General features: G+C 60.7%; 18 protein-coding genes and 1 tRNA gene. 16 read left to right on the top strand and 3 right to left on the bottom strand.

Going from position 1 to position 18,797, the window contains the following annotated elements; translation table 11 throughout:
* Both WJU23_RS04920 and WJU23_RS04915 read left to right on the top strand, forming a co-directional pair.
* On the top strand, positions 1 to 406 hold a 406-nt coding region (locus tag WJU23_RS04920), incomplete at its 5' end, for a DUF4351 domain-containing protein (RefSeq protein ID WP_346331423.1).
* 166 nt (positions 407 to 572) lie between these two features.
* The gene (locus WJU23_RS04915; RefSeq protein WP_346331422.1) at positions 573 to 1,823 is read left to right on the top strand and encodes a glycosyltransferase; all 1,251 of its coding nucleotides are present in this window, start codon (positions 573 to 575) and stop codon (positions 1,821 to 1,823) included.
* A 68-nt stretch (positions 1,824 to 1,891) separates the two neighbouring features.
* On the opposite strand, the gene WJU23_RS04910 is transcribed toward WJU23_RS04915, so the two are convergent.
* Complete coding sequence (locus tag WJU23_RS04910) at positions 1,892 to 2,125, bottom strand: ferredoxin (RefSeq protein ID WP_346331421.1); 234 nt, start codon at positions 2,123 to 2,125, stop codon at positions 1,892 to 1,894.
* A gap of 209 nt (positions 2,126 to 2,334) precedes the next feature.
* On the opposite strand from WJU23_RS04910, the gene hemQ reads away from it, so the two are divergent.
* The 8 genes from hemQ (at position 2,335) to WJU23_RS04870 (ending at position 8,531) form a co-directional block, all read left to right on the top strand.
* Positions 2,335 to 3,147: a hydrogen peroxide-dependent heme synthase gene (gene hemQ, locus WJU23_RS04905; protein ID WP_346331420.1), complete on the top strand. Its 813-nt coding sequence runs from the start codon at positions 2,335 to 2,337 to the stop codon at positions 3,145 to 3,147.
* 30 nt (positions 3,148 to 3,177) lie between these two features.
* Entirely contained in the window at positions 3,178 to 3,423 is a 246-nt protein-coding gene (locus tag WJU23_RS04900; protein WP_346331419.1) for an addiction module protein, read from the top strand.
* Complete coding sequence (locus tag WJU23_RS04895; RefSeq protein WP_346331418.1) at positions 3,420 to 3,725, top strand: type II toxin-antitoxin system RelE/ParE family toxin; 306 nt, start codon at positions 3,420 to 3,422, stop codon at positions 3,723 to 3,725. The genes WJU23_RS04900 and WJU23_RS04895 overlap by 4 nt, the downstream gene beginning before the upstream one ends.
* Positions 3,726 to 3,735: 10 nt before the next feature.
* On the top strand, positions 3,736 to 4,518 hold the full coding sequence (locus WJU23_RS04890) for a thiazole synthase (RefSeq protein ID WP_346331417.1): 783 nt from the start codon (positions 3,736 to 3,738) through the stop codon (positions 4,516 to 4,518).
* An 81-nt stretch (positions 4,519 to 4,599) separates the two neighbouring features.
* Positions 4,600 to 5,661 carry a methyltransferase gene (locus WJU23_RS04885; RefSeq protein ID WP_346331416.1) on the top strand — a complete coding sequence of 354 codons (1,062 nt, stop codon included), beginning with the start codon at positions 4,600 to 4,602 and terminating at the stop codon, positions 5,659 to 5,661.
* 77 nt (positions 5,662 to 5,738) lie between these two features.
* Positions 5,739 to 5,824 (top strand) — tRNA-Tyr (locus WJU23_RS04880).
* Between the two features lie 158 nt (positions 5,825 to 5,982).
* Positions 5,983 to 6,942, top strand: coding sequence for a hypothetical protein (locus tag WJU23_RS04875; protein ID WP_346331415.1), 960 nt, complete (start codon positions 5,983 to 5,985; stop codon positions 6,940 to 6,942).
* Positions 6,943 to 6,980: 38 nt separating this feature from the next.
* Positions 6,981 to 8,531, top strand: a complete 1,551-nt coding sequence (locus WJU23_RS04870; RefSeq protein ID WP_346331414.1) for a sulfatase-like hydrolase/transferase — start codon at positions 6,981 to 6,983, stop codon at positions 8,529 to 8,531.
* Positions 8,532 to 8,863: 332 nt separating this feature from the next.
* Here the strand turns inward: WJU23_RS04870 and WJU23_RS04865 are convergent, their stop codons facing one another.
* Both WJU23_RS04865 and purE read right to left on the bottom strand, forming a co-directional pair.
* Positions 8,864 to 10,015 (bottom strand): 5-(carboxyamino)imidazole ribonucleotide synthase, encoded by a 1,152-nt coding sequence (locus tag WJU23_RS04865; RefSeq protein ID WP_346331413.1) that lies wholly within the window; start codon positions 10,013 to 10,015, stop codon positions 8,864 to 8,866.
* A gap of 52 nt (positions 10,016 to 10,067) precedes the next feature.
* Complete coding sequence (gene purE, locus WJU23_RS04860; protein ID WP_346331412.1) at positions 10,068 to 10,562, bottom strand: 5-(carboxyamino)imidazole ribonucleotide mutase; 495 nt, start codon at positions 10,560 to 10,562, stop codon at positions 10,068 to 10,070.
* Between the two features lie 75 nt (positions 10,563 to 10,637).
* Here purE and pyrF point away from each other — a divergent pair, with 75 nt between their 5' ends.
* The 6 genes from pyrF (at position 10,638) to WJU23_RS04830 (ending at position 18,781) form a co-directional block, all read left to right on the top strand.
* The gene (gene pyrF, locus WJU23_RS04855; RefSeq protein ID WP_346331411.1) at positions 10,638 to 11,390 is read left to right on the top strand and encodes an orotidine-5'-phosphate decarboxylase; all 753 of its coding nucleotides are present in this window, start codon (positions 10,638 to 10,640) and stop codon (positions 11,388 to 11,390) included.
* Positions 11,391 to 11,484: 94 nt separating this feature from the next.
* A complete protein-coding gene (locus WJU23_RS04850) occupies positions 11,485 to 13,299 on the top strand; it encodes a GNAT family N-acyltransferase (protein ID WP_346331410.1) in 1,815 nt (604 codons plus the stop codon).
* A gap of 64 nt (positions 13,300 to 13,363) precedes the next feature.
* Complete coding sequence (gene surE / locus WJU23_RS04845) at positions 13,364 to 14,059, top strand: 5'/3'-nucleotidase SurE (protein WP_346331409.1); 696 nt, start codon at positions 13,364 to 13,366, stop codon at positions 14,057 to 14,059.
* Positions 14,056 to 14,589, top strand: a complete 534-nt coding sequence (locus WJU23_RS04840; protein WP_346331408.1) for a YraN family protein — start codon at positions 14,056 to 14,058, stop codon at positions 14,587 to 14,589. Before surE ends, WJU23_RS04840 begins: the two co-directional genes overlap by 4 nt.
* 97 nt (positions 14,590 to 14,686) lie before the next feature.
* The gene (locus tag WJU23_RS04835; protein ID WP_346331407.1) at positions 14,687 to 15,697 is read left to right on the top strand and encodes a dihydroxyacetone kinase subunit DhaK; all 1,011 of its coding nucleotides are present in this window, start codon (positions 14,687 to 14,689) and stop codon (positions 15,695 to 15,697) included.
* 84 nt (positions 15,698 to 15,781) lie between these two features.
* Positions 15,782 to 18,781 carry an excinuclease ABC subunit UvrA gene (locus tag WJU23_RS04830; protein WP_346331406.1) on the top strand — a complete coding sequence of 1,000 codons (3,000 nt, stop codon included), beginning with the start codon at positions 15,782 to 15,784 and terminating at the stop codon, positions 18,779 to 18,781.
* Positions 18,782 to 18,797: the final 16 nt, after the last annotated feature.

The raw sequence follows: 18,797 nt of genomic DNA, 5'->3' as shown, positions 1-18,797 counted from the left end.
GGTGTACGCCTTCAACGTGGACAGCAGCCTTGACCTGGAGCAGATCGCCCGTAGAATGGAAGACAACCGCACGTTGCGGAATCAGACCATGTCCATCGCCCAAAAACTGATCGCCCAAGGCCGAGAAGAAGGCCGAGAAGAAGGCCGAGAAGAAGGCCGAGAAGAAGGCCGAGAAGAAGGCCGAGAAGAAGGCCGTGAAGAGGGTCTCGAAAAAGGCTATGGGCAGGGTGTGCTGAAGACTTGTGTTCGCCAGGTCCGGAGGAAGTGGGGCGCGCTATCAGAGGAGGCCGTTTCCGAGATTGAATCGCTGAACTATGGCCAGTTGGAGCAGCTGACGGAGGACTTGCTGGACATGTCCTCTGAAGAAGACCTGCGGCAGTGGATGCAGGCTCACGCCGGGCATTGAGGCGGCTTTGATCAAGACTGTACTCCGCCATTGATCACGGTCCTCGGCTGCAAATCCTGGCCTCGTGCTGAATTGCGGAATGTGGGCTGAAAGCCTGGAACTATTGTTCGCCCATGCGGGTTCCGCCCTTGCTGAGGACGCGAACTGATGATCCGTTGCCCATATCATGCATGTGGTCCTCCTTCCCTTCGGCAGCGCTGGAGATGTCTTTCCTTTCCTTTGGTTAGGCCGGCAACTGAAGGCGCAAGGGCATCAAGTCACCCTGATTGTGGCCTGTGTATTTGAGGAAATTGTCCGCAAGGCCGGGCTGGAGGTGATCCCTGTGGGTACCCAGGCAGATTTCGACCGGTTCATTGCGGACCCGCGGGTGTGGAAGCTGTACCAAGGAACCAAAATGGTCTTTGAACTGGCTGCTGAGAGCACCGGGCCCATTCATGCGGTGATTGAATCCCTGGTGGAAAAAGGCCGGCGACCGGACCTCCTGATGGCTGCCTGTACGGTCTTTGGTGCGCGGCTCGCGCGGGAAAAATACGGCATCCCCCTGGTGACGGTGCATGTGCAGCCGGCGGTGATGATCAGCGCCTATGAAATCCCCATCCTGCTGCCCGGCATGCAGCATCTGCGCAAGCTGCCGCTGTGGCTGAGGAAAAAACTGGTGCGCATGCCCAACCCGGCCGACCGGTTCGGTGGGCGGGCCATCCACGCTGCCTGTGCAGCCCATGGGGTGCCGCCTCCAAAAAGCGTTTGGTGGGACTGGGGGAATTCTCCCGATGGGGTGCTGGTCCTGTTCCCATCCTGGTTTGCCCAACCGCAGCCGGACTGGCCCGCCAACACCCTGCAATGGGATTTTCCCCTGGAAGACATCGCCCGGGAGCGCCCGCTGAGTGATGAGGTGCTGCAATTCCTGGACGCCGGGGACAAGCCCATCGTCTTCACGCCCGGCAGCGCCAACATCCAGGCGCGCCGGTTTTTTGAAGTGGCCCTGGCCGCCATCACCTCTCTGGACCGCCGGGCCATCTTTGCGACCCGCGACCTGGGCCAGCTCCCGCCCAACCTGCCCGCCAGCGTCCTGGCCGTGGAGTATGCCCCATTCTCCACGCTCATCCCCCACGCGGCCGCTTTTGTGCATCACGGCGGCATCGGCACCTTGTCCCAGGGTTTTGCCGCCGGGGTGCCGCAGCTCATCATGGCCATGGCCCACGACCAGCCGGACAATGCCTACCGCCTGGAGCAGACGGGGGCGGGATTGGGGCTTATACCGCTGACCTTTACCCCCAGGCGGGTTAGGTCTGCGCTCCACCGTCTGCTGACAGAGCCGGATTTCCTGGAGGCGGCACGGCGCTGCAAGGCACTGATTCAGAAACGTCCGTGCGTATCCGAACTGATGAGATGGCTGGAGACACGAAAGCTGCTGTAGCCCGTAAAAAAAGCACAGCCCTGAATGAGGCTGTGCTTTTCCAAAAGGTGCTGTGGCAAATGCCAGTCTTATTCGCCGTCTCGGCCGATGGCTTCCACGGGGCAGCCGGCGAGGGCCTCCTCGGACAGCTCACGCTCCTCGTCGGATTCGGGCTGTTTGAAGACGTAGGAATGACCGCCGTCGTCGTCGCGCTTGAAGTTGGCTGGCGCGGTCTCGCGGCACAGGTCGCAGTCAATGCACTGGTCGTCCACGTAGTAGGCACCAGGGGTGTTCTGAGGATATTTGTTTTCTGCGTCAGCCATGTTGAGAGTCTCCTGATCTTGAATTTTTGCGGGCCGGATAAATAATTCCCCCCTCACGGGATTCAATCACTTTTTGCGTTTCCCTGCGCCTGACCATTGAGCAAGAGCCATTCCAGCGTATGAAGAGAGGTGAACAATCCGGTTTTTCAGGAAACTTTTTTCTGACAGCACCGGCCAACCCGCTCAAAACCAACCCTCTTTTATCTCTCATGTCCCCCATCATCCCCCAGGAAGGCTGGATCGTACAGCACCTTTTTTACCATGTGGACCACGGCTACTGGGCCGCACTGACGCCTGAAGAAAAAGCGGAGCGCCATGCCCACTTCGCCGCCACGGTGGACGCCATCCGCGCGCATCCGAAGACGCAGCTGCTGAGCTTCAGCATGGTCAGCCCCAAGGCGGACCTCGGCTTCATGCTGCTGACGCCTGACCTCCAGGACGCCAACCGCTTTGAAAAACAGCTCGGCCAAGCCTTCGGCCCGGAGGTGCTCACCCCCACCTACAGCTACCTTTCCATGACCGAATGGACCGAATACAGCGAGAAGGAAGAGGCTGCCTCCGCCCGCATCGCCCAAACCGAAGGCCTGGAAGTCGGCTCCGAAGCCCACACCGCCCGCCTGGCGGAGTGGAAGGGCCACATGGACAAGTACTTCAATGACCGCCTGTATCCCAACATGCCCGACTGGCAGGTGATGTGCTTTTACCCCATGAGCAAGCGCCGCAACGTGGGTGCCAACTGGTATGCTTTGGAGTTCGAAAAACGCCGCGAGCTGATGGGCGGCCACGCCAAAACTGGCCGCAAATTCTCCGGCAAGGTCCGCCAGCTCATCACCGGCTCCACCGGCCTGGACAGCCATGAATGGGGTGTCACCCTCTTCGCCCACGACATCTTCCAGATCAAAACCATCGTCTATGAAATGCGCTGGGACGAAGTGACCACCCAATACGGCGAGTTTGGCGATTTCTACATCGGCATCCAGCTCAACGGCGAGGAGCTCTTCGAGCGCCTGCTGCTGGCTTGATTTTTCGTCCGCCGGTTCTACTCTGTTTCCATGAGTACCGCATCCATTTCATCCTCGCCACTGCTGGAGTCTGCGCTCGCAGTCGTGGCGAAAATGTCGCGGGATGAAAAGGCGGTGCTGGCAGACCGTATCGAAGCCGAGCTCTCTTCCGACGAGGTTCCAGACTGGCATCTGGAAGTTCTCGAAGAGAGAGCGGCCCTTGGAGCCAAAGGCCTGGATCCAGCCATTCCAGCGGAAGAAGCCTTTCGGCAAATCCGCGACCGGCGCAAATCGTGATGAAGCTTTTCATCCGCAAGAGTGCGCAGGAGGACCTCCTCGCTGCGGCTGAATTTTATGACGAACAGGAGCTTGGTCTAGGGGATGAAGTAATCCTGTTTCTTGAGCAGCAAATCTTCTCCCTTCCCGACTTGGCGGGTATTCACCCTTCCGTTCAGGGATTTCATCGCGCAGTTGTCCAAGGGCGGTTTCCGTATTACGCCATCTATTATACCCTGGAGCCGGATGGGCTGCACGTCCGCGCCGTTCTTGACCAACGGCGTTCTCCCAAAACCCTTCGCCTCCGGCTCCGCCAAGTTTAATCCTATCCCCATGCCCAACCAGCCTCTCACCATCGCCGACCGCACCTTTCAGTCCCGCCTCATGCTGGGCACGGGAAAGTTTGCCTCCGGGGATCTCATGCGCCAGGCCATCATCGCCTCCGGCACGGAGATCGTCACCGTGGCCCTGCGCCGTGCCGACCTCACCGGCAAAGGCGACCCCTTTGCCAACATCCTGGACTTCATCCCCAAAGAAGTGCTCCTCCTGCCGAACACCAGCGGAGCTATGAATGCCGAAGAGGCCGTCCGCCTGGCCCGTCTGGCCGTGGCCGCCGGTCTGCCCAACTGGGTGAAGCTGGAGATCCACCCGGACCCCCGCTACCTGCTCCCGGACCCCATTGAGACGCTGAAAGCCGCAGAGATCCTGGTCAAAGAAGGTTTCACCGTGCTGCCCTACATCAATGCCGACCCGGTGCTGGCCCGTCGGCTTCAGGACGTCGGCACCGCCACCGTCATGCCCCTGGGCTCCCCCATCGGCTCCCATCAGGGCATCACCACCCGCCGGCAGATCGAGATCATCATCTCCCAAGCCACCGTTCCCGTGGTGGTGGATGCCGGCATTGGCGCGCCATCCCATGCAGCAGAGGCCTTCGAGATCGGCGCCGACGCCGTCCTGGTGAACACGGCCATCGCCATCGCCAGCGATCCCGCCCGTATGGGCACCGCCTTCAAACTGGCTGTCGAAGCCGGTCGCGCCGCCTACGAGATCGGTCTCGCCGAGCAGAACGAGGAAGCCAACCCAACCAGCCCGCTGACCACCTTTTTATACTCCTAGCCAGGAGCTGCTCCGCCCGGACACAGCAGATTTTAAGTCTGCTGCACCTCCTGCGCCTCACCTTTCCGGCCATCCGTCCTCATGCACGCCCTCACCGCCCTTTTTTATGCCCTGGAGACTCAGACCGAGATCCCCGTGGCCAGCGCCCAGCGCATCCTTTTTCTCCGTGCCCAGGCCCATCCTGACCTGGATGCGCTGAAGGACCGCCTCACCTGTGAGCAGACCTGGAAACCTTATGCCGCCGGGCTGGAGGTGCAGGGCATCCGCCACACTCGCGAAGCCGAGGGCCAATACGACCTCATCCTGCTGCTGCCGGACCGCCAGCGGGAAAGCATCCTGGCCGACTTCGCCCACGCGCATGAGCTCCTGGCCGAAGGCGGCACCCTGGTCACCGCCCTGCACAACGACTGGGGTGCCAAGCGCATGGAGCAGCAGCTGGCCGAAGTCACCGGCGAAGTCCGCACCCTGTCCAAGAACCACAGCCGCGTCTTTTGGACCACTCAAACGTCTCCCTGGAAAGCCGATGTCCTGGCCCAATGGAAGGCAAATGGGGCCATGCAGCGCATCCTGGACGGCCGCTTCTGGTCCCAGCCGGGGCTCTTTAACTGGGACCGCATTGATGAAGGCTCCGCCCTCCTCACCGAGCACCTGCCCCACACCCTCAGCGGCACCGTCGCCGACCTCGGCGCAAGCTGGGGTTACCTCAGCGACCACCTCTTGCGCCACTGCCCCAACCTGCGCAGCCTGGACATGTATGAAGCCGATGCCCGCGCCCTGGAATGCGCACGGCGTAACACCGGCCTCATCCCCGTGCCCGTGCGCCCGCGCATCCTCTGGAAAGACGTCACCCAGGGCGTGGGCACCGCTTGTTATGACACCATCGTCATGAACCCGCCCTTCCATGACGGACGCGAGGCCAACTCCATGCTCGGCCTGAAATTCATCACCTCCGCCGCCCAGGCCCTGCGTACCACCGGGCATCTCTGGCTCGTCGCCAACAAGCACCTGCCTTATGAGAACCTCATGAAGGAAGCCTTCGAGCACCAGCGCACCGTGGCTGAAACCCGCAGCTTTAAAATCCTCCACGGCACCCATCCCACTCTCGTCACCCGGCAAGTGCGGAAAAAGTCCCGGCGCGCATGATTTTTGGCATGAAAAAGCAAAACTCTCTTGCAAACATCCCTGGGCGGTTTTAACTCCACGCCCGCACGAAAGTGAATGGGTAGGTGCCCGAGTGGTTAAAGGGGGAAGACTGTAAATCTTCTGGCTTACGCCTACGCTGGTTCGAACCCAGCCCTGCCCACCATTTTCTTCCTGCGAATCCCAAGAAAGCCCGGCCTCATCAGCCGGGCTTCTTTTTTGTTATACGGTGTACCAGCTGTGCCTTCCGGAGAGCAGCTTGCCTGTTGCGGAGGACCGCAAAGACGTGTTTTGACTTCTAATCCAGTCAGCTCCCGCAAAATCATGAAAGCTGCTTTGCTCATTCTTGCCTCTTTATGGGGATTCACCGCCATCGCCGCAGATCCGGCTCAGCAGCGCGTCATCGAAACAATCTTTCGTCAGCCCGAGCTCAACGATGCCCAAGCCGCCCAAGCCAGCGTGATCGGCGAGGTGCATCCGCAGAGCGAGCGCTTCTACGTGCGCCTCGGCAACTATGGCAAAACAACTCCTCTTGTGCCGCAAACCTGGAATGCAGGACTCTACACCGGCCTGCAGGTGCCCGCAGGCTTTCAGCACGGCCTTTCACCCGAGGCTGGTGCCACTGCCGTGCAGTTGCATGGGAGGGAGACCGGCATCTGGATTGATTCGGATCATCCACGGCCTGCCCTCGGCTTGCTGCTGCCCATCACGCCCGCTTACTGGTGGTGGGATCTGAGCCGGGCACCCATGCCATTCAAAGAGACAGGCCGCGAGCTGGCGATGTCCTTTGATCTCAAAGTGCCCACCGCGCTCGCGGAGGGGGCTGCCGTGCCCTACGTCACCATGAACTTCCTCTTCCGCGATACACACTCGCAGCAGCAGCTCTGGCTTGCCGCCACACTCTATGACCCACGCGGCGAGTCCCGCCTGCCCGATACCGTCCACATGGACAACTGGGAAGGCGGCACCCAGTTGCCCATATTGTTCTCCGCGCTGAACACTCAAAGCCAGTGGCTCCATCCCGGCCCCGGATCGGCTTTGTTCTCCGACAAGCCCTTTACCCAATACCGCCCCATCAGTGTCCGCGTCTCAGCAGCCGGACTCCGTGCCGCCCTCCTCGCGATGAAAAAAGCCAGGCCAAAACTCGTCGCCGTCTCTGAAGACCCCCGCGACTACCAGCTCATCCACTTCAATATCAATCCCGAAGTCTATGCCCCAACCGGCAGCCGCGCACGGCTTGGGCTGGCTCTGCGGGATGTGCGCGTGGAGTTGCTCGCCCCTTAACCATTGATAGTAAGGGATAAAATCATAGAATTCCAACCATGAAGCTCGTTTATTCATTCATCGCCCTGCTCCTGGCCCAGGTGTCAGTCGCAGCTGCCGCCGACACAAAGAAACCGAACATCCTGTTCATTTACACCGATGATCACTCGTATCGCACGCTCTCATGCTACGAGGGCGCGGAATCCTGGGCGCACACGCCCAACATGGACCGGCTCGCCACTCGCGGGGTGCGTTTCACCCGTGCCTACATCGGCACCTGGTGCATGCCCTCCCGCACGACGATGCTCACCGGCCTGCATCAGTACGGTGTGCAGACCATGCGCATGGCTCCGCCTTATCCTGGAGCGACCTATGATCCGGAAAAATGCCGGTTCTGGCCCGCAGTGTTCCGCCAGCACGGCTACCAGACCGCGCAGATCGGCAAGTGGCATGCAGGCAACGACGCCGGGTTCGGACGGGACTGGGATTATCAGGTCGTGTGGAACCGCCCTCGCCACCCTGACAACGCGCCGAACTACTATGAGAACCAGCTCATCGCCATCAACGGTGGCGAACCGCAAGTTGTGAAAGGATACTCCACCGACAACTACACTGGCTGGGCGGTGGATTACATCAAAGGGGCCAACCGCGAGGCCGGCAAACCTTGGTACCTCTGGCTCTGCTACGGTGGCGTACACGCGCCATATCAACCTGCGGAACGTCATCTCAATGACTACCCCGGCGCAACGGTGGAAACGCCTGCTGACATCTACCCGCCACGTCCCGGCAAGCCCGGCTACATGCAGACCATCGCCGCGTGGGAGCGCGGCCCGGATGGGGAACCCGTCCTCGGAGACAAAGCCATTGGCAGCGAGGTAGGTGATGACTTTGAGCGCGACCGCGGCCGCACCCTCTCGAAATGGTCGCGACAATATCACCAGGCCGTGCGCGCGTTGGATGAGGGAATCGGCCAGGTGCATGCTGCGCTGGAGGACTCTGGTCAGCTCGCGAACACTCTGGTCGTTCTCACCGCAGACCAGGGTTACGCATGGGGGCATCACGGCTTCCGTGCCAAGCTCGCTCCTTACGATGCGAATATCCGCAGTCCGCTCATCGTTTCCATGCCCGGCACCCTTCCCGAGGGCAAAGTCTGCCACACGCCGGTAGGCGGCGCTGACATGGCACCGACGTTCTTCAGCTTTGCCGGCCTGGACCTGCCGTGGACCATGCATGGTCACGACCTCACACCGCTTTTGAAAAACCCCGATGCCGCCTGGCCTCACACCACCCTGCTGCCTTTCACCGCAGACAAGTTCGGGGCCGACTGTGACCGCGTCCCCGAGCCGCCAGGGAATCGCCACAAGGCCGGGGTGCCCTGGTATCTTCTGCTCGTGGAAGGCCACTTCAAGTACATCCGCACCCTGGAAGCCAATGAACCGGAAGAGCTTTACGATCTGGCCTCCGATCCTGATGAACTGACCAACCTTGCCCCAGATGCAAAACACGCCCTAACAGTGGAAAGATTTCGCGCTGCCGCAATCGCCGAACTCCAGCGCACAGGAGCGAAAATGGTGGACACGCTGCCTCCGGTGAAGGTGCTTAAAAACTGACGCCGCCCCTACACCAACGCCGATAATGCCCTGCCAATGGCTTTGGGACGGTATCAAGCCGGATTTCGTTCACACCGCGAAACACGGTGGCCTGCACGGTATTCATACGGTGAGGCTCAGATGATCGTGCAGCGTGAAATGGATCACAGCGCCATTCCTGAGAGATGCAGCGCCAAACTGAAGCCCTCTATACCCGTCCCCGCGCCCTGATTTTGCCATCCTTTTCGTTATCCCATGCTAGCGGCTTTATGCTGTGTCTAAAGGCGTCGTGCCAGGCGGATGCAGGCGTTCTCCCTGAAGCTTACTTGAACTGCTCATGGGCCGTGCATTCATCACCCGCGAAGTGACGAATGTTCTGCTCGGACCTGTTCCACTGCTTCCAACGCCTCTTCAATACTGCCGCCGAGGACGGTATAATGTCCCATCTTGCGCTTCGCCCTGGCGCTGGCTTTGCCGTAGAGATGCAGCTTGGCGCGGGGATGATTCAGCACGGGGGCCCAGTCGGGATGGACGTGCTCAGAGGGCCAGACATCGCCGAGGAGGTTCACCATCACGGCGGGCGTATGCTGGGTGGGATCTCCCAAAGAGAGGCCACAGATGGCGCGCATCTGCTGCTGGAACTGGTTGGTCACGCAGGCATCGATTGTGTAATGGCCGCTGTTGTGGGGGCGCGGAGCGACTTCATTCACCATCACGTGCCCCTCGGCGGTGACAAACAGCTCCACGGCCATGGTGCCGACGTAGTCCAGGCCCACGGCCACGGCTTCCCACAGTTCCATCGCTTGGTCCACGACCTCCGGGCTGACGCGGGCGGGGGCGATGGTCACATCCAGGATGTGATGGGCATGCTGGTTTTCTACCACACCATGCACGGCCATGCGACCATCCACACTGCGGGCACCGACGACGGAGACCTCGCAGACAAAAGGCACCCACTGCTCCACCACGGCATGATGCCCCTCAAAGGGCTTCCAGGCGGTGGTCAGATCCGTATCCGCATTCACCTTGGCCTGGCCTTTGCCATCGTAGCCAAAAGCGGCCGTTTTGATGACGCATGGCCGCCCCAGTTCAGCGACGGCGGCTTCCAGTTGCGCCAGCGTTTCCACGATGCGGAACTCCGCACAGGCGATGCCGTTTTCTCGCAGGAAGAGCTTTTCACGCTCACGATGCTGCGTGGTGTAGATGGCCTTGCGACCGGGCCGCAGCGGCTTCATGGCCTCGACGGCTTGCAAACAGGCATCGGGGATGTTTTCAAACTCCGCCGTGACCACATCCACCTGGGATAAAAACCGCTCCAGTGCCGCCGGATCATCGTAGGAAGCATTGATCTCAATGTCCGCAAACTGGCCCGCCGGGCAGCCCTGAGGCTCATCCGTATAAATGGCCACCCGGTAGCCACTGCGCCGCGCCTCCAGGGCGAGCATGCGGCCAAGCTGGCCGCCGCCGAGGATGCCGATGGTGGAGGGAGGGAGGAGGGGGGGCATGGGAGGTGTGTTCAGTTTGCAGTCTTCAGTATTCAGTATTTGGTTTTATGCCTCAGCACTCAATCTCCTTCTGGCTTTCCAGCACCTTTGCGGTCTGCTTCTCCCGGAAGGCTTTCAGCTTGGCGGCCAGTTCAGGCTGTTCGTTGGCCAGCATGGAGATGGCAAACAGGGCGGCATTGGTGGCACCGGCATTGCCGATGGCAAAGGTGGCCACGGGGATGCCGCCAGGCATCTGGACGATGGAATACAGGCTGTCCACGCCGCTGAGGGCCTTGCTCTGTACGGGCACGCCCAGGACGGGCAGGGTGGTCATGCTGGCGGTCATGCCGGGCAGGTGGGCGGCACCGCCAGCTCCAGCGATGATGCACTTCAGACCGCGCTCTTGGGCGGTGGTGGCATAATCATAGAGAAGCTGGGGGGTGCGATGGGCGCTGACGACCTTCTTTTCAAAAGAGACGCCAAAGTCCTGCAGCACGCGGGCTGCGTTTTCCAGGGTGGGCCAGTCGGAACTGGAGCCCATGATGATGCCAATAAGAGGTGAAGTCATGTCGCAACTAGCCTGAAGATTTCACCCCTGCAACCATTTGCCAAAAGGCAGTGTTCTTTGCATGATAGGGGGGTCATGAATTTTCGCGAGAAACTGGAAAAACGAATCGCCGCCACAGGATCCAATCTTTGCGTGGGCCTGGATGTCCGTATGGATCAGGCTGACGAGTCAGCTAAGAGGTTCATTATCAAGGTTATCGAGGAAACCGCCGCCCATGCGGCTGCTTTCAAGCCCAACTCCGCTTACTACGAAGCGATGGGCTGGAAGGGTATGCGAATCCTGTCCCAGGTGCTCAAAGAGATCCCGAAAGACATCCCGGTCATTTTCGATGTGAAGCGTGGGGATATTGGGGAGACCCAGGGTTATTATGCCAAGTCGGCTTATGATGCCTATGGAGTGGATGCCGTGACCCTCAACGGCTACATGGGCAAGGATACTCTGGAGCCCTTTTTGAAGTACCCGGACAAGGGCATTTACCTGCTGGGGGTGACCTCCAATCCGGGAGCTGTGGACATTGAACTGCAGCCAACTGGGGACCGCCAGGTCTTTGAACTGGTCGCGGACATGACCCAGGCCAGCCCGCAGGTGGGCCTGGTCATCGGCCTGACGAATGCGGCGGACGATGTGCTGAAACGCACCCCGGATGTACCTCTGCTGATCCCCGGCCTCGGGGCCCAGGGCGGTGATCTGGCGGCGTTAAAAGGCAGCGGGCGCAAGGCCCCCCTGCTGGTGAATGTCTCCCGTGGCATCATGTACCATCAGGAATCCTGCAGCTTCGGCACCATCGCCGCCGACTGGAAGCTGCGCATCCAGGAGGCGCTGCGTTAAGGCTTCAATCTGGCAGCATCCGTGACAGGAAAGGCACGCAATCTCCGCTTGCACAGCTTCTGCGGATGGCAAGCTTGGCAGTCTCCCGACCTGCATGATTCTTGATCTTCGTGATTACCTCCGTACTCCTCTTCAGCGTGGTGCATATCGGCTTGTGGGACCTCTGCTGGACCGGACATTAGGCCTGCGCGGATTGCACGACATTTATACGGGAGCGTGCGAACGGCAAAAAGTGCATCCTGAAGGAGCCACCTGTTATACATGGTTTGATTCCGTCCTCAAAACGATGAATGCAGAGGCCGTGGTGGAAACGGCGGCCGACTTTGCCTTTCCCAAGAACGGTCCGCTCATCGTCATCGCCAACCATCCGTTTGGCATTTTGGATCCGGTCCTGGTGGCGCACTACATCGCCCAGCACCGGCCGGAAGTGAAGGTGATGACCAACTCCATGCTGGCGGCCTTCCCTGCCCTGCGCCCGCATATCATCGCCGTGAATCCCTTTGGTGGCGAAGCCGCTGCAAAGAGCAACATCGGCGCGATGAAGGAGGCCATGAAGCACCTGAAAGCCGGCGGTGCCCTGGTGATCTTCCCCGCCGGAGAAGTGGCGGGGTATAAAGCCGGGACAGGCATCAAAGAGCCTGAGTGGAGCACGCACGTGGGGGCGCTGGTCCGGAGGACAAAAGCGACGGTGCTGCCGGTGTTTTTCCCCGGTGGCAACAGCGCTCTTTTTCACGCGGCAGGCCTGGTGCATCCCCGGCTGCGCACCGGGATGCTGCTGAGGGAATTTTGCAACAAGCGCGGCAGCCGGGTGCCCATGCGGGTGGGCGCGGCCATTCCTTTTTCCAAGCTGCGGAAGTTTGAAGAGGATGAAACCCTCACCAAATACCTTCGCATCCACACCTTCATCCTGGCCAACCGGCGCAGGAATGTGGCGGCCCTCCCGGGGAACCTCAGCACGGAACCGGCCAGGGAAAAGGCGCTGGCGGCTGAACATCATGAACGCATCCAGGCCGAAGTGCTGGCCCTGCATGAGCGCGGCGGACGGCTGGCCGGCCAGGGAAACCTGAGCGTGTATGCCGCTTATTCTCATGAGATCCCGGATACCCTGCAGGAGATCGGCCGGCTGCGCGAGCTGACCTTCCGCGCCGTGGGGGAGGGCACCGGCAATGAAGTGGATCTGGACCGCTACGACCGCTACTACGAGCACCTGTTTTTATGGGATGAGGAGAAGCAGCAGATCGCCGGGGCTTATCGCCTGGGCCGGGCGGATATCATCCTGCGTGAGTACGGTCCCAAGGGGCTCTACACGAGCACTCTGTTCAAGTTTGAAAAACCCTTCCTGGCGCATCTGGAAAGCGCGGTGGAAATGGGCCGCAGCTTCATCATCAAGGAATACCAGCGCAACCTGTCCTCCCTGCCTCTTTTATGGAAAGGCATCGCCCACTGGATGGTGCGGAATCCGGGGTATAAGAAGCTCTTTGGTCCCGTGAGCATCAGCCGGGATTATGACAGCCTGAGCCAGAAGATGATGGTGGAGTTTCTCCAGGGCAACTGCCTGCATGAAGACCTGGCCAGCTTTGTCAAACCGCGCAATCCCTTCCGGTACCTGCGCACCCGGCGGCTGATGCGCGAATTCATCAGCGCCAATCTCCGCGATGTGGACGACTGCTCAGCCCTTATCTCCAGCGTGGAGACGGATGGCAAGGGCATCCCCATTTTGCTGAAGCATTACCTGCGGCTCAGCGGCACCATTTTGAGCTTCAATGTGGACAAGGATTTCGCCTCAGTCATTGACGGTCTCATCCTGGTGGATCTGACCGAGACCGATCCCAAGCTGCTGGCCAAATACATGGGAGATGCGAACTGCCAGGCCTATCTGGCCCGGCATCAGGTGAAACACCTTCCCTAATCCGGGCGGCCATCGCGCGGAGGAATAGAGATGCACGGCGGCCTAAACTGCCCATAATCATCGGATGCATTTCCTCCTGACCAATGATGACGGCATTGAAGCTCCCGGCCTGGCGGCTTTGGCGGAGGCCATCCACAGCATCCCGGGTGCGCGGGTTTCCATCGTCGCGCCCGTGACGGAGCAGTCCATGTGCGGCCATGCGGTGACGACCCGCAAGCCTCTCGTTGTAGAGCCTCGCGGCCACGGCAAATGGGCGGTGCATGGCCCCTCAGCAGACAGTGTGCGCATCGGCCTCTATGCGCTGGATTTAAAGCCGGACTGGGTGCTCTCCGGGGTGAATGCGGGAGGAAACCTGGGCCAGGACATCGTCATTTCAGGCACGGTGGCGGCGGTGCGTGAGGCGGCGTATCACGGCATTCCGGCGATGGCCTTTTCCCATTATCTCAAGCGGGGACTGGAAGTGGACTGGGCACGGATTTCAAGCTGGGTGGTAGAGGTCACTGCCAGGCTTTCCGGAGAGCGACTGCACGATGGCGAATACTGGAATGTGAACTTCCCCCACCATCCTCCAGGGCCGATGGCCATGCCGGAAATGTCCCGCTGCCTGCCAGAGCGGCTGCCGCTGGGCGTGGCCTATGAGAGCAATGAGGACGGCCATTATCTTTATACAGCCTCTTATTCGGAGCGTCCGCGCATTCCGGGATCGGATGTGGCGGAGTGTTTCGACGGCAAGATCTCCGTCTCCCGGCTGAAGGTATGAAAGCAGAAAGCCAGGCCCCCCAGCGCAAGCGCCCCTTGCCGGCCGGCAGGCGCCAGCGGCTCGCGCTGTGGCTGCGCAGGCGGGCGCTGGCCTGGAAAGTGCGCCTGCATTCGCCTTATGAACCCATGCTTTTTGGCCACCGGCTCACACGCGCGGAAGTGGGCATCGCCGGGGAACTTTTAGCTGCCAAATGGCTGGGCAGGCATGGTCGCAAAGTTCTGAAATGCAATCATGACGGCGTCTTTGGCGGCGAGCTGGACATCGTGGCACGACATGGGGAAGTGCTGACTTTTGTGGAAGTGAAAACCCGCACGCAGACCGCCCATGGACGCCCTGCGGATGCTGTGAATGCGGAAAAGCGCCAACTCATCCGCCAGGGCGCGTTGGCCTGGCTGCGCCTCCTCGGCAATCCCAAGATCGCCTTCCGCTTCGACATCGTGGAGGTCCTGCTTATCCCCGGGGAAAAGCCTGCGATCCACGTTATCGAAAACGCCTTTACCCTGCCGGACTACTTGCTGACGGGACGCTGAGTGAACGCAGGCTGAACTTCCTGCTTTGACATCGGAAGGGCTAACCGCTAAACCTTGCGGCCCGAATTTCGAACGCCAACGCCCACCCTACCGAACCATGAGCAAAAACACCGCGAAGAAGATCATCAACGATCCCCTGAAATGTGCCGACGAACTTTTCGAAGGCCTTGTGCTGGCCTATGACGGCAAGGCCCGGCGCGTGGGCAAGCGCTCCATCATCATGAATGACCTGCGCCCAGACGCCCCTGCCCTCCTCATCGGCGGCGGTGCCGGGCATGAGCCGATTTATCATGGCCTCGTGGGCAAGGGCATGGGCGACGGCGCTGCCGTGGGCGATATCTTTGCCGCACCGCCCCCGGACATCGTCCTGGAGGCCACCCAGGCCGTGAACCGTGGCAAAGGCGTGCTTTATCTGTATGGCAACTATGCCGGTGACATTATGAACTTCGACATCGGTGCCGAGGATGCCGCAGACGAAGGCATCACCGTGAAGACCGTCATCATCAATGACGACGTCTGCTCCGCCCCGCCTAATGAAAAACACAAGCGCCGTGGCGTTGGCGGCCTGGTGCCCATTGTCAAACTGGCGGGTGCCGCCGCCACCCAGGTGGATACCTTGGATGAGCTGGCCCGCATCGCCCAAAAGGCCGTGGATGCCACCCGCACCGTCGGTGTGTCCACCAAGCCCGGCTCCATCCCTGCCACCGGCGAGCCGACCTTTGAACTGGCCGATGACGTCATCGGCCTGGGCATGGGCATCCACGGTGAAAAAGGCGTGGGCCTGATCCCCATGTGCACCGCCGATGAGCTGGCCGCCATGATTCTAGACCTTCTTTTCAAAGATGACCTGCCGCTGGGCGAGGGGGATGAAATCGTGTTTTTCGTCAACAGCCTCGGCAGCACCCACATGATGGAGCTGCTCATCCTCCTCCGCGCCGCCCGCCCCATCCTGGACGCCCGTGGCATCAAGGTCCACCAGACCATCGTGGACAGCATCGTGACCTGCCAGGAAATGGCCGGCGTGAGCTTCAGCATCACCAAGCTGGATGCCGAGCTGAAGGCCCTGTGGGACCTGCCCTGTGAGAGCGTTGGGTATACGAAGCTGTAAGTTGAGGCGGAGATCGCGGAGCGTCAGCGGACGCTTCGCGAATTCTTGTGCTTGCGCCGGGCGGCGGGCACTCGTTTATCCAGGATGGCTCAGGACTTTATCCGGGTGCGCGGGGCCCGGCAGCACAATTTGAAAAATGTGGACGTGAATATTCCACGTCATCAACTGGTCGTGCTGACGGGAGTGAGCGGCAGTGGCAAGTCCTCCCTGGCGTTTGACACGCTGTATGCGGAAGGGCAGCGGCGGTATGTGCAAAGCCTGTCGGCGTATGCGCGGCAGTTTTTGGACCAGCTCGAAAAGCCGGATGTGGACTTCATTGAAGGGCTGTCTCCGGCGGTGGCCATCGAGCAGGTACACAGTGCGCCGAATCCGCGCAGCACGATCGCGACGGTGACGGAAATTTATGATTACCTGCGGGTGCTGTATGCCATTGCGGGTCAACCCTTTGATCCGGAAACAGGAGAGCGACTGATCAAGAACACACCGGCGGAGATCGGCGAGCGGCTGCTGGCGCTGGGCGAGGGCACGCGGGTGGTGGTGCTGTCACCGCAGGCTCCGGCGGATGGGGCGGCGCTGCGGGCGCTGTTTGAAAAACTGCGGCGGCAGGGGTTTGTGCGCGTGCGGCTGGATGGGGAGATTGTGGAGCTGGAGGAGGAGCTGAAACCGAGCCTGCGGGAGGAACACCGGGTGGAGATTGTGGTGGACCGGCTGGTGATCCGTGAAGGCGTGAAGGCACGGCTGATGGAATCCATCGAGGCGGCGCTGAGATGGAATGAGGGAGAGGTACAGTTCCTCGTCAGCGGCACGGCGGAGGCGAAACCAGACCTGCTGAGCTTCACGACAGCGTATGCGAATCCGCGCACGGGCTATGTGATCGAGAAGCTGACGCCACAGCATTTTTCCTTCAACACGCATCTGGGGGCCTGCCCAAGCTGCGAAGGCGTGGGCACACTGATGGCTCCCGATCCGGGACTGATGGTGCCGGACGCGGACCTTTCCATCAAGGACGGTGCGGTGAAAACGTGGTGGTCAAAAAATCCAAAGCTGAAGCTCATTCACCAGCGCGGCGTGGAGGCTTTGGCGAAGCATTTTGGGGTGTCCGTGGAGGCTCCGTTTAGAGGACTGCCCCAAGGTTTTAAAGACGCGCTTTTTCATGGCTCAGGGGAAAAGTCCATCGCCACAGGCTGGGCCGCCGGGGCGAACAAACGCAGCCTGGCGAAACCCTATGAGGGTCTCCTGAACGAGGCGGAACGGCTCTATGCGAATGCGGAAAGCGACACCCTGCGCGCGCAACTGACGCGCTACATGAATCCCCTGCCCTGCCCGGTCTGCGGCGGCAAGAGGCTGCGGAAGGAGAGCCTGGCAGTGGTGTTGGCGTCGGAGATCGGAGGGAGTGAACTGAGCGCTCCCGTCCCTGTCTCCACCTCATTATTAAACATCCACGACCTCTGCTCCCTCCCCATTAGCGATGCTCTCACCTGGGTGCAAGGGCTGAGCCTCACGGAGCATCAGCGCAGTTATGTGGAGGAACTGCAAAAGGAGATTTTGAAGCGGCTGGATTTCCTGGAACAGGTGGGACTGGGCTACCTGGCGCTGAACCGGGAGAGCGGCACACTGTCCGGCGGCGAGATGCAGCGCATCCGGCTGGCCACCCAGATCGGCGCGGGGCTGGCAGGGGTGCTTTATGTCTTGGATGAGCCGAGCATCGGCCTGCATCCGGCGGATACGGAAAGGCTGATCGGCACCCTGTTACGGCTGCGGGATCTGGGCAATACGGTGCTGGTGGTGGAGCATGATGAGGCGATGATGCGCGCGGCGGATCATGTCATTGAAATGGGTCCGGCAGCCGGGGTGCATGGCGGGCAGCTCATCGCCCAAGGAACCCCGGCGGAGGTCATGGCGGCGAAGGCGAGCCTGACCGGCGCCTATCTGAGCGAGCAGCTCCGGATCACGGCACCGTCGGGAAGAGTGGCGCCGAGGGGAGTGCCTGATGTCAGTTTACAGTCTTCAGTTTCCAGTCTGCAGACAAAAAGGAAGCGTGCCGTTTCCCATCTGAACACTGAAAACTGGAAACTGAAAACCGATGAGCTGCCAACATGGCTGACGATTCACGATGCCACGGAGCATAACCTGAAGCATGTCACGGCGTCGTTTCCCGTGGGCTGTCTGACGGCGGTGACGGGACCTTCGGGCAGTGGCAAGTCCACGCTGATTAATCGCATCCTGATGCGCGCGTTGCAGCGGCATTTTTATCATGCCAAAGATGAGCCGGGCAGGCATGGCGGCATCACGGGCATTGAGGCTTTTGACAAGGTGGTGGTCATTGACCAGTCCCCCATCGGGCGCAGTCCGCGCAGCAATCCGGCCACCTATACGGGGGCCTTTGGGCCGATTCGTGAGCTGTATTCAAATCTGCCGCTGGCGCGGGTGCGCGGGTATGAGGCGGGGCGCTTCAGCTTCAATGTGGCGGGCGGGCGCTGCGAGAAGTGCCAGGGGGACGGGCAGATCAAAATCGACATGCATTTCCTGGCGGACGTCTATGTGACCTGCGACCACTGCCAGGGAAAACGCTACAATGCGGAGACGCTGGAGATTACTTTTAAGGGGCGCAACATCGCCGAAGTACTGGAGATGACCGTCAGCGAGGCCTCACGCTTTTTTGGCAAGGCCAGCGCCATCGCAGAAAAACTGCGCACCCTGGAAGAATGCGGCATGGGTTATGTGCGGCTGGGCCAGGCGGGGAACACGCTTTCCGGCGGGGAGGCTCAACGCATCAAACTCTCCGCCGAGCTGGCCCGGAGGGCCACGGGGAATACACTGTATGTCCTGGATGAACCGACCACGGGCCTGCACTTTGCGGATATCCAGACGCTGCTGCAGGTGCTCTTCCGCCTGCGGGATGCGGGGAATACGGTCATCGTGATCGAGCATCATCTGGATGTGATCCGCTGTGCGGACTGGGTGGTGGACCTGGGGCCGGGCGGCGGCAACCAGGGAGGGGCAATCGTGGCGGAAGGAACGCCGGAGACCGTTGCCGAAGTGGCCGAAAGTCCGACGGGAAGGTTTCTCAAAGAGGAAATTTAACCGTGACGGGAGCACC

Source organism: Prosthecobacter sp. SYSU 5D2, assembly GCF_039655865.1.
Lineage (GTDB): Bacteria > Verrucomicrobiota > Verrucomicrobiia > Verrucomicrobiales > Verrucomicrobiaceae > Prosthecobacter.
This window is presented reverse-complemented; position numbering and strand designations above follow the sequence as displayed.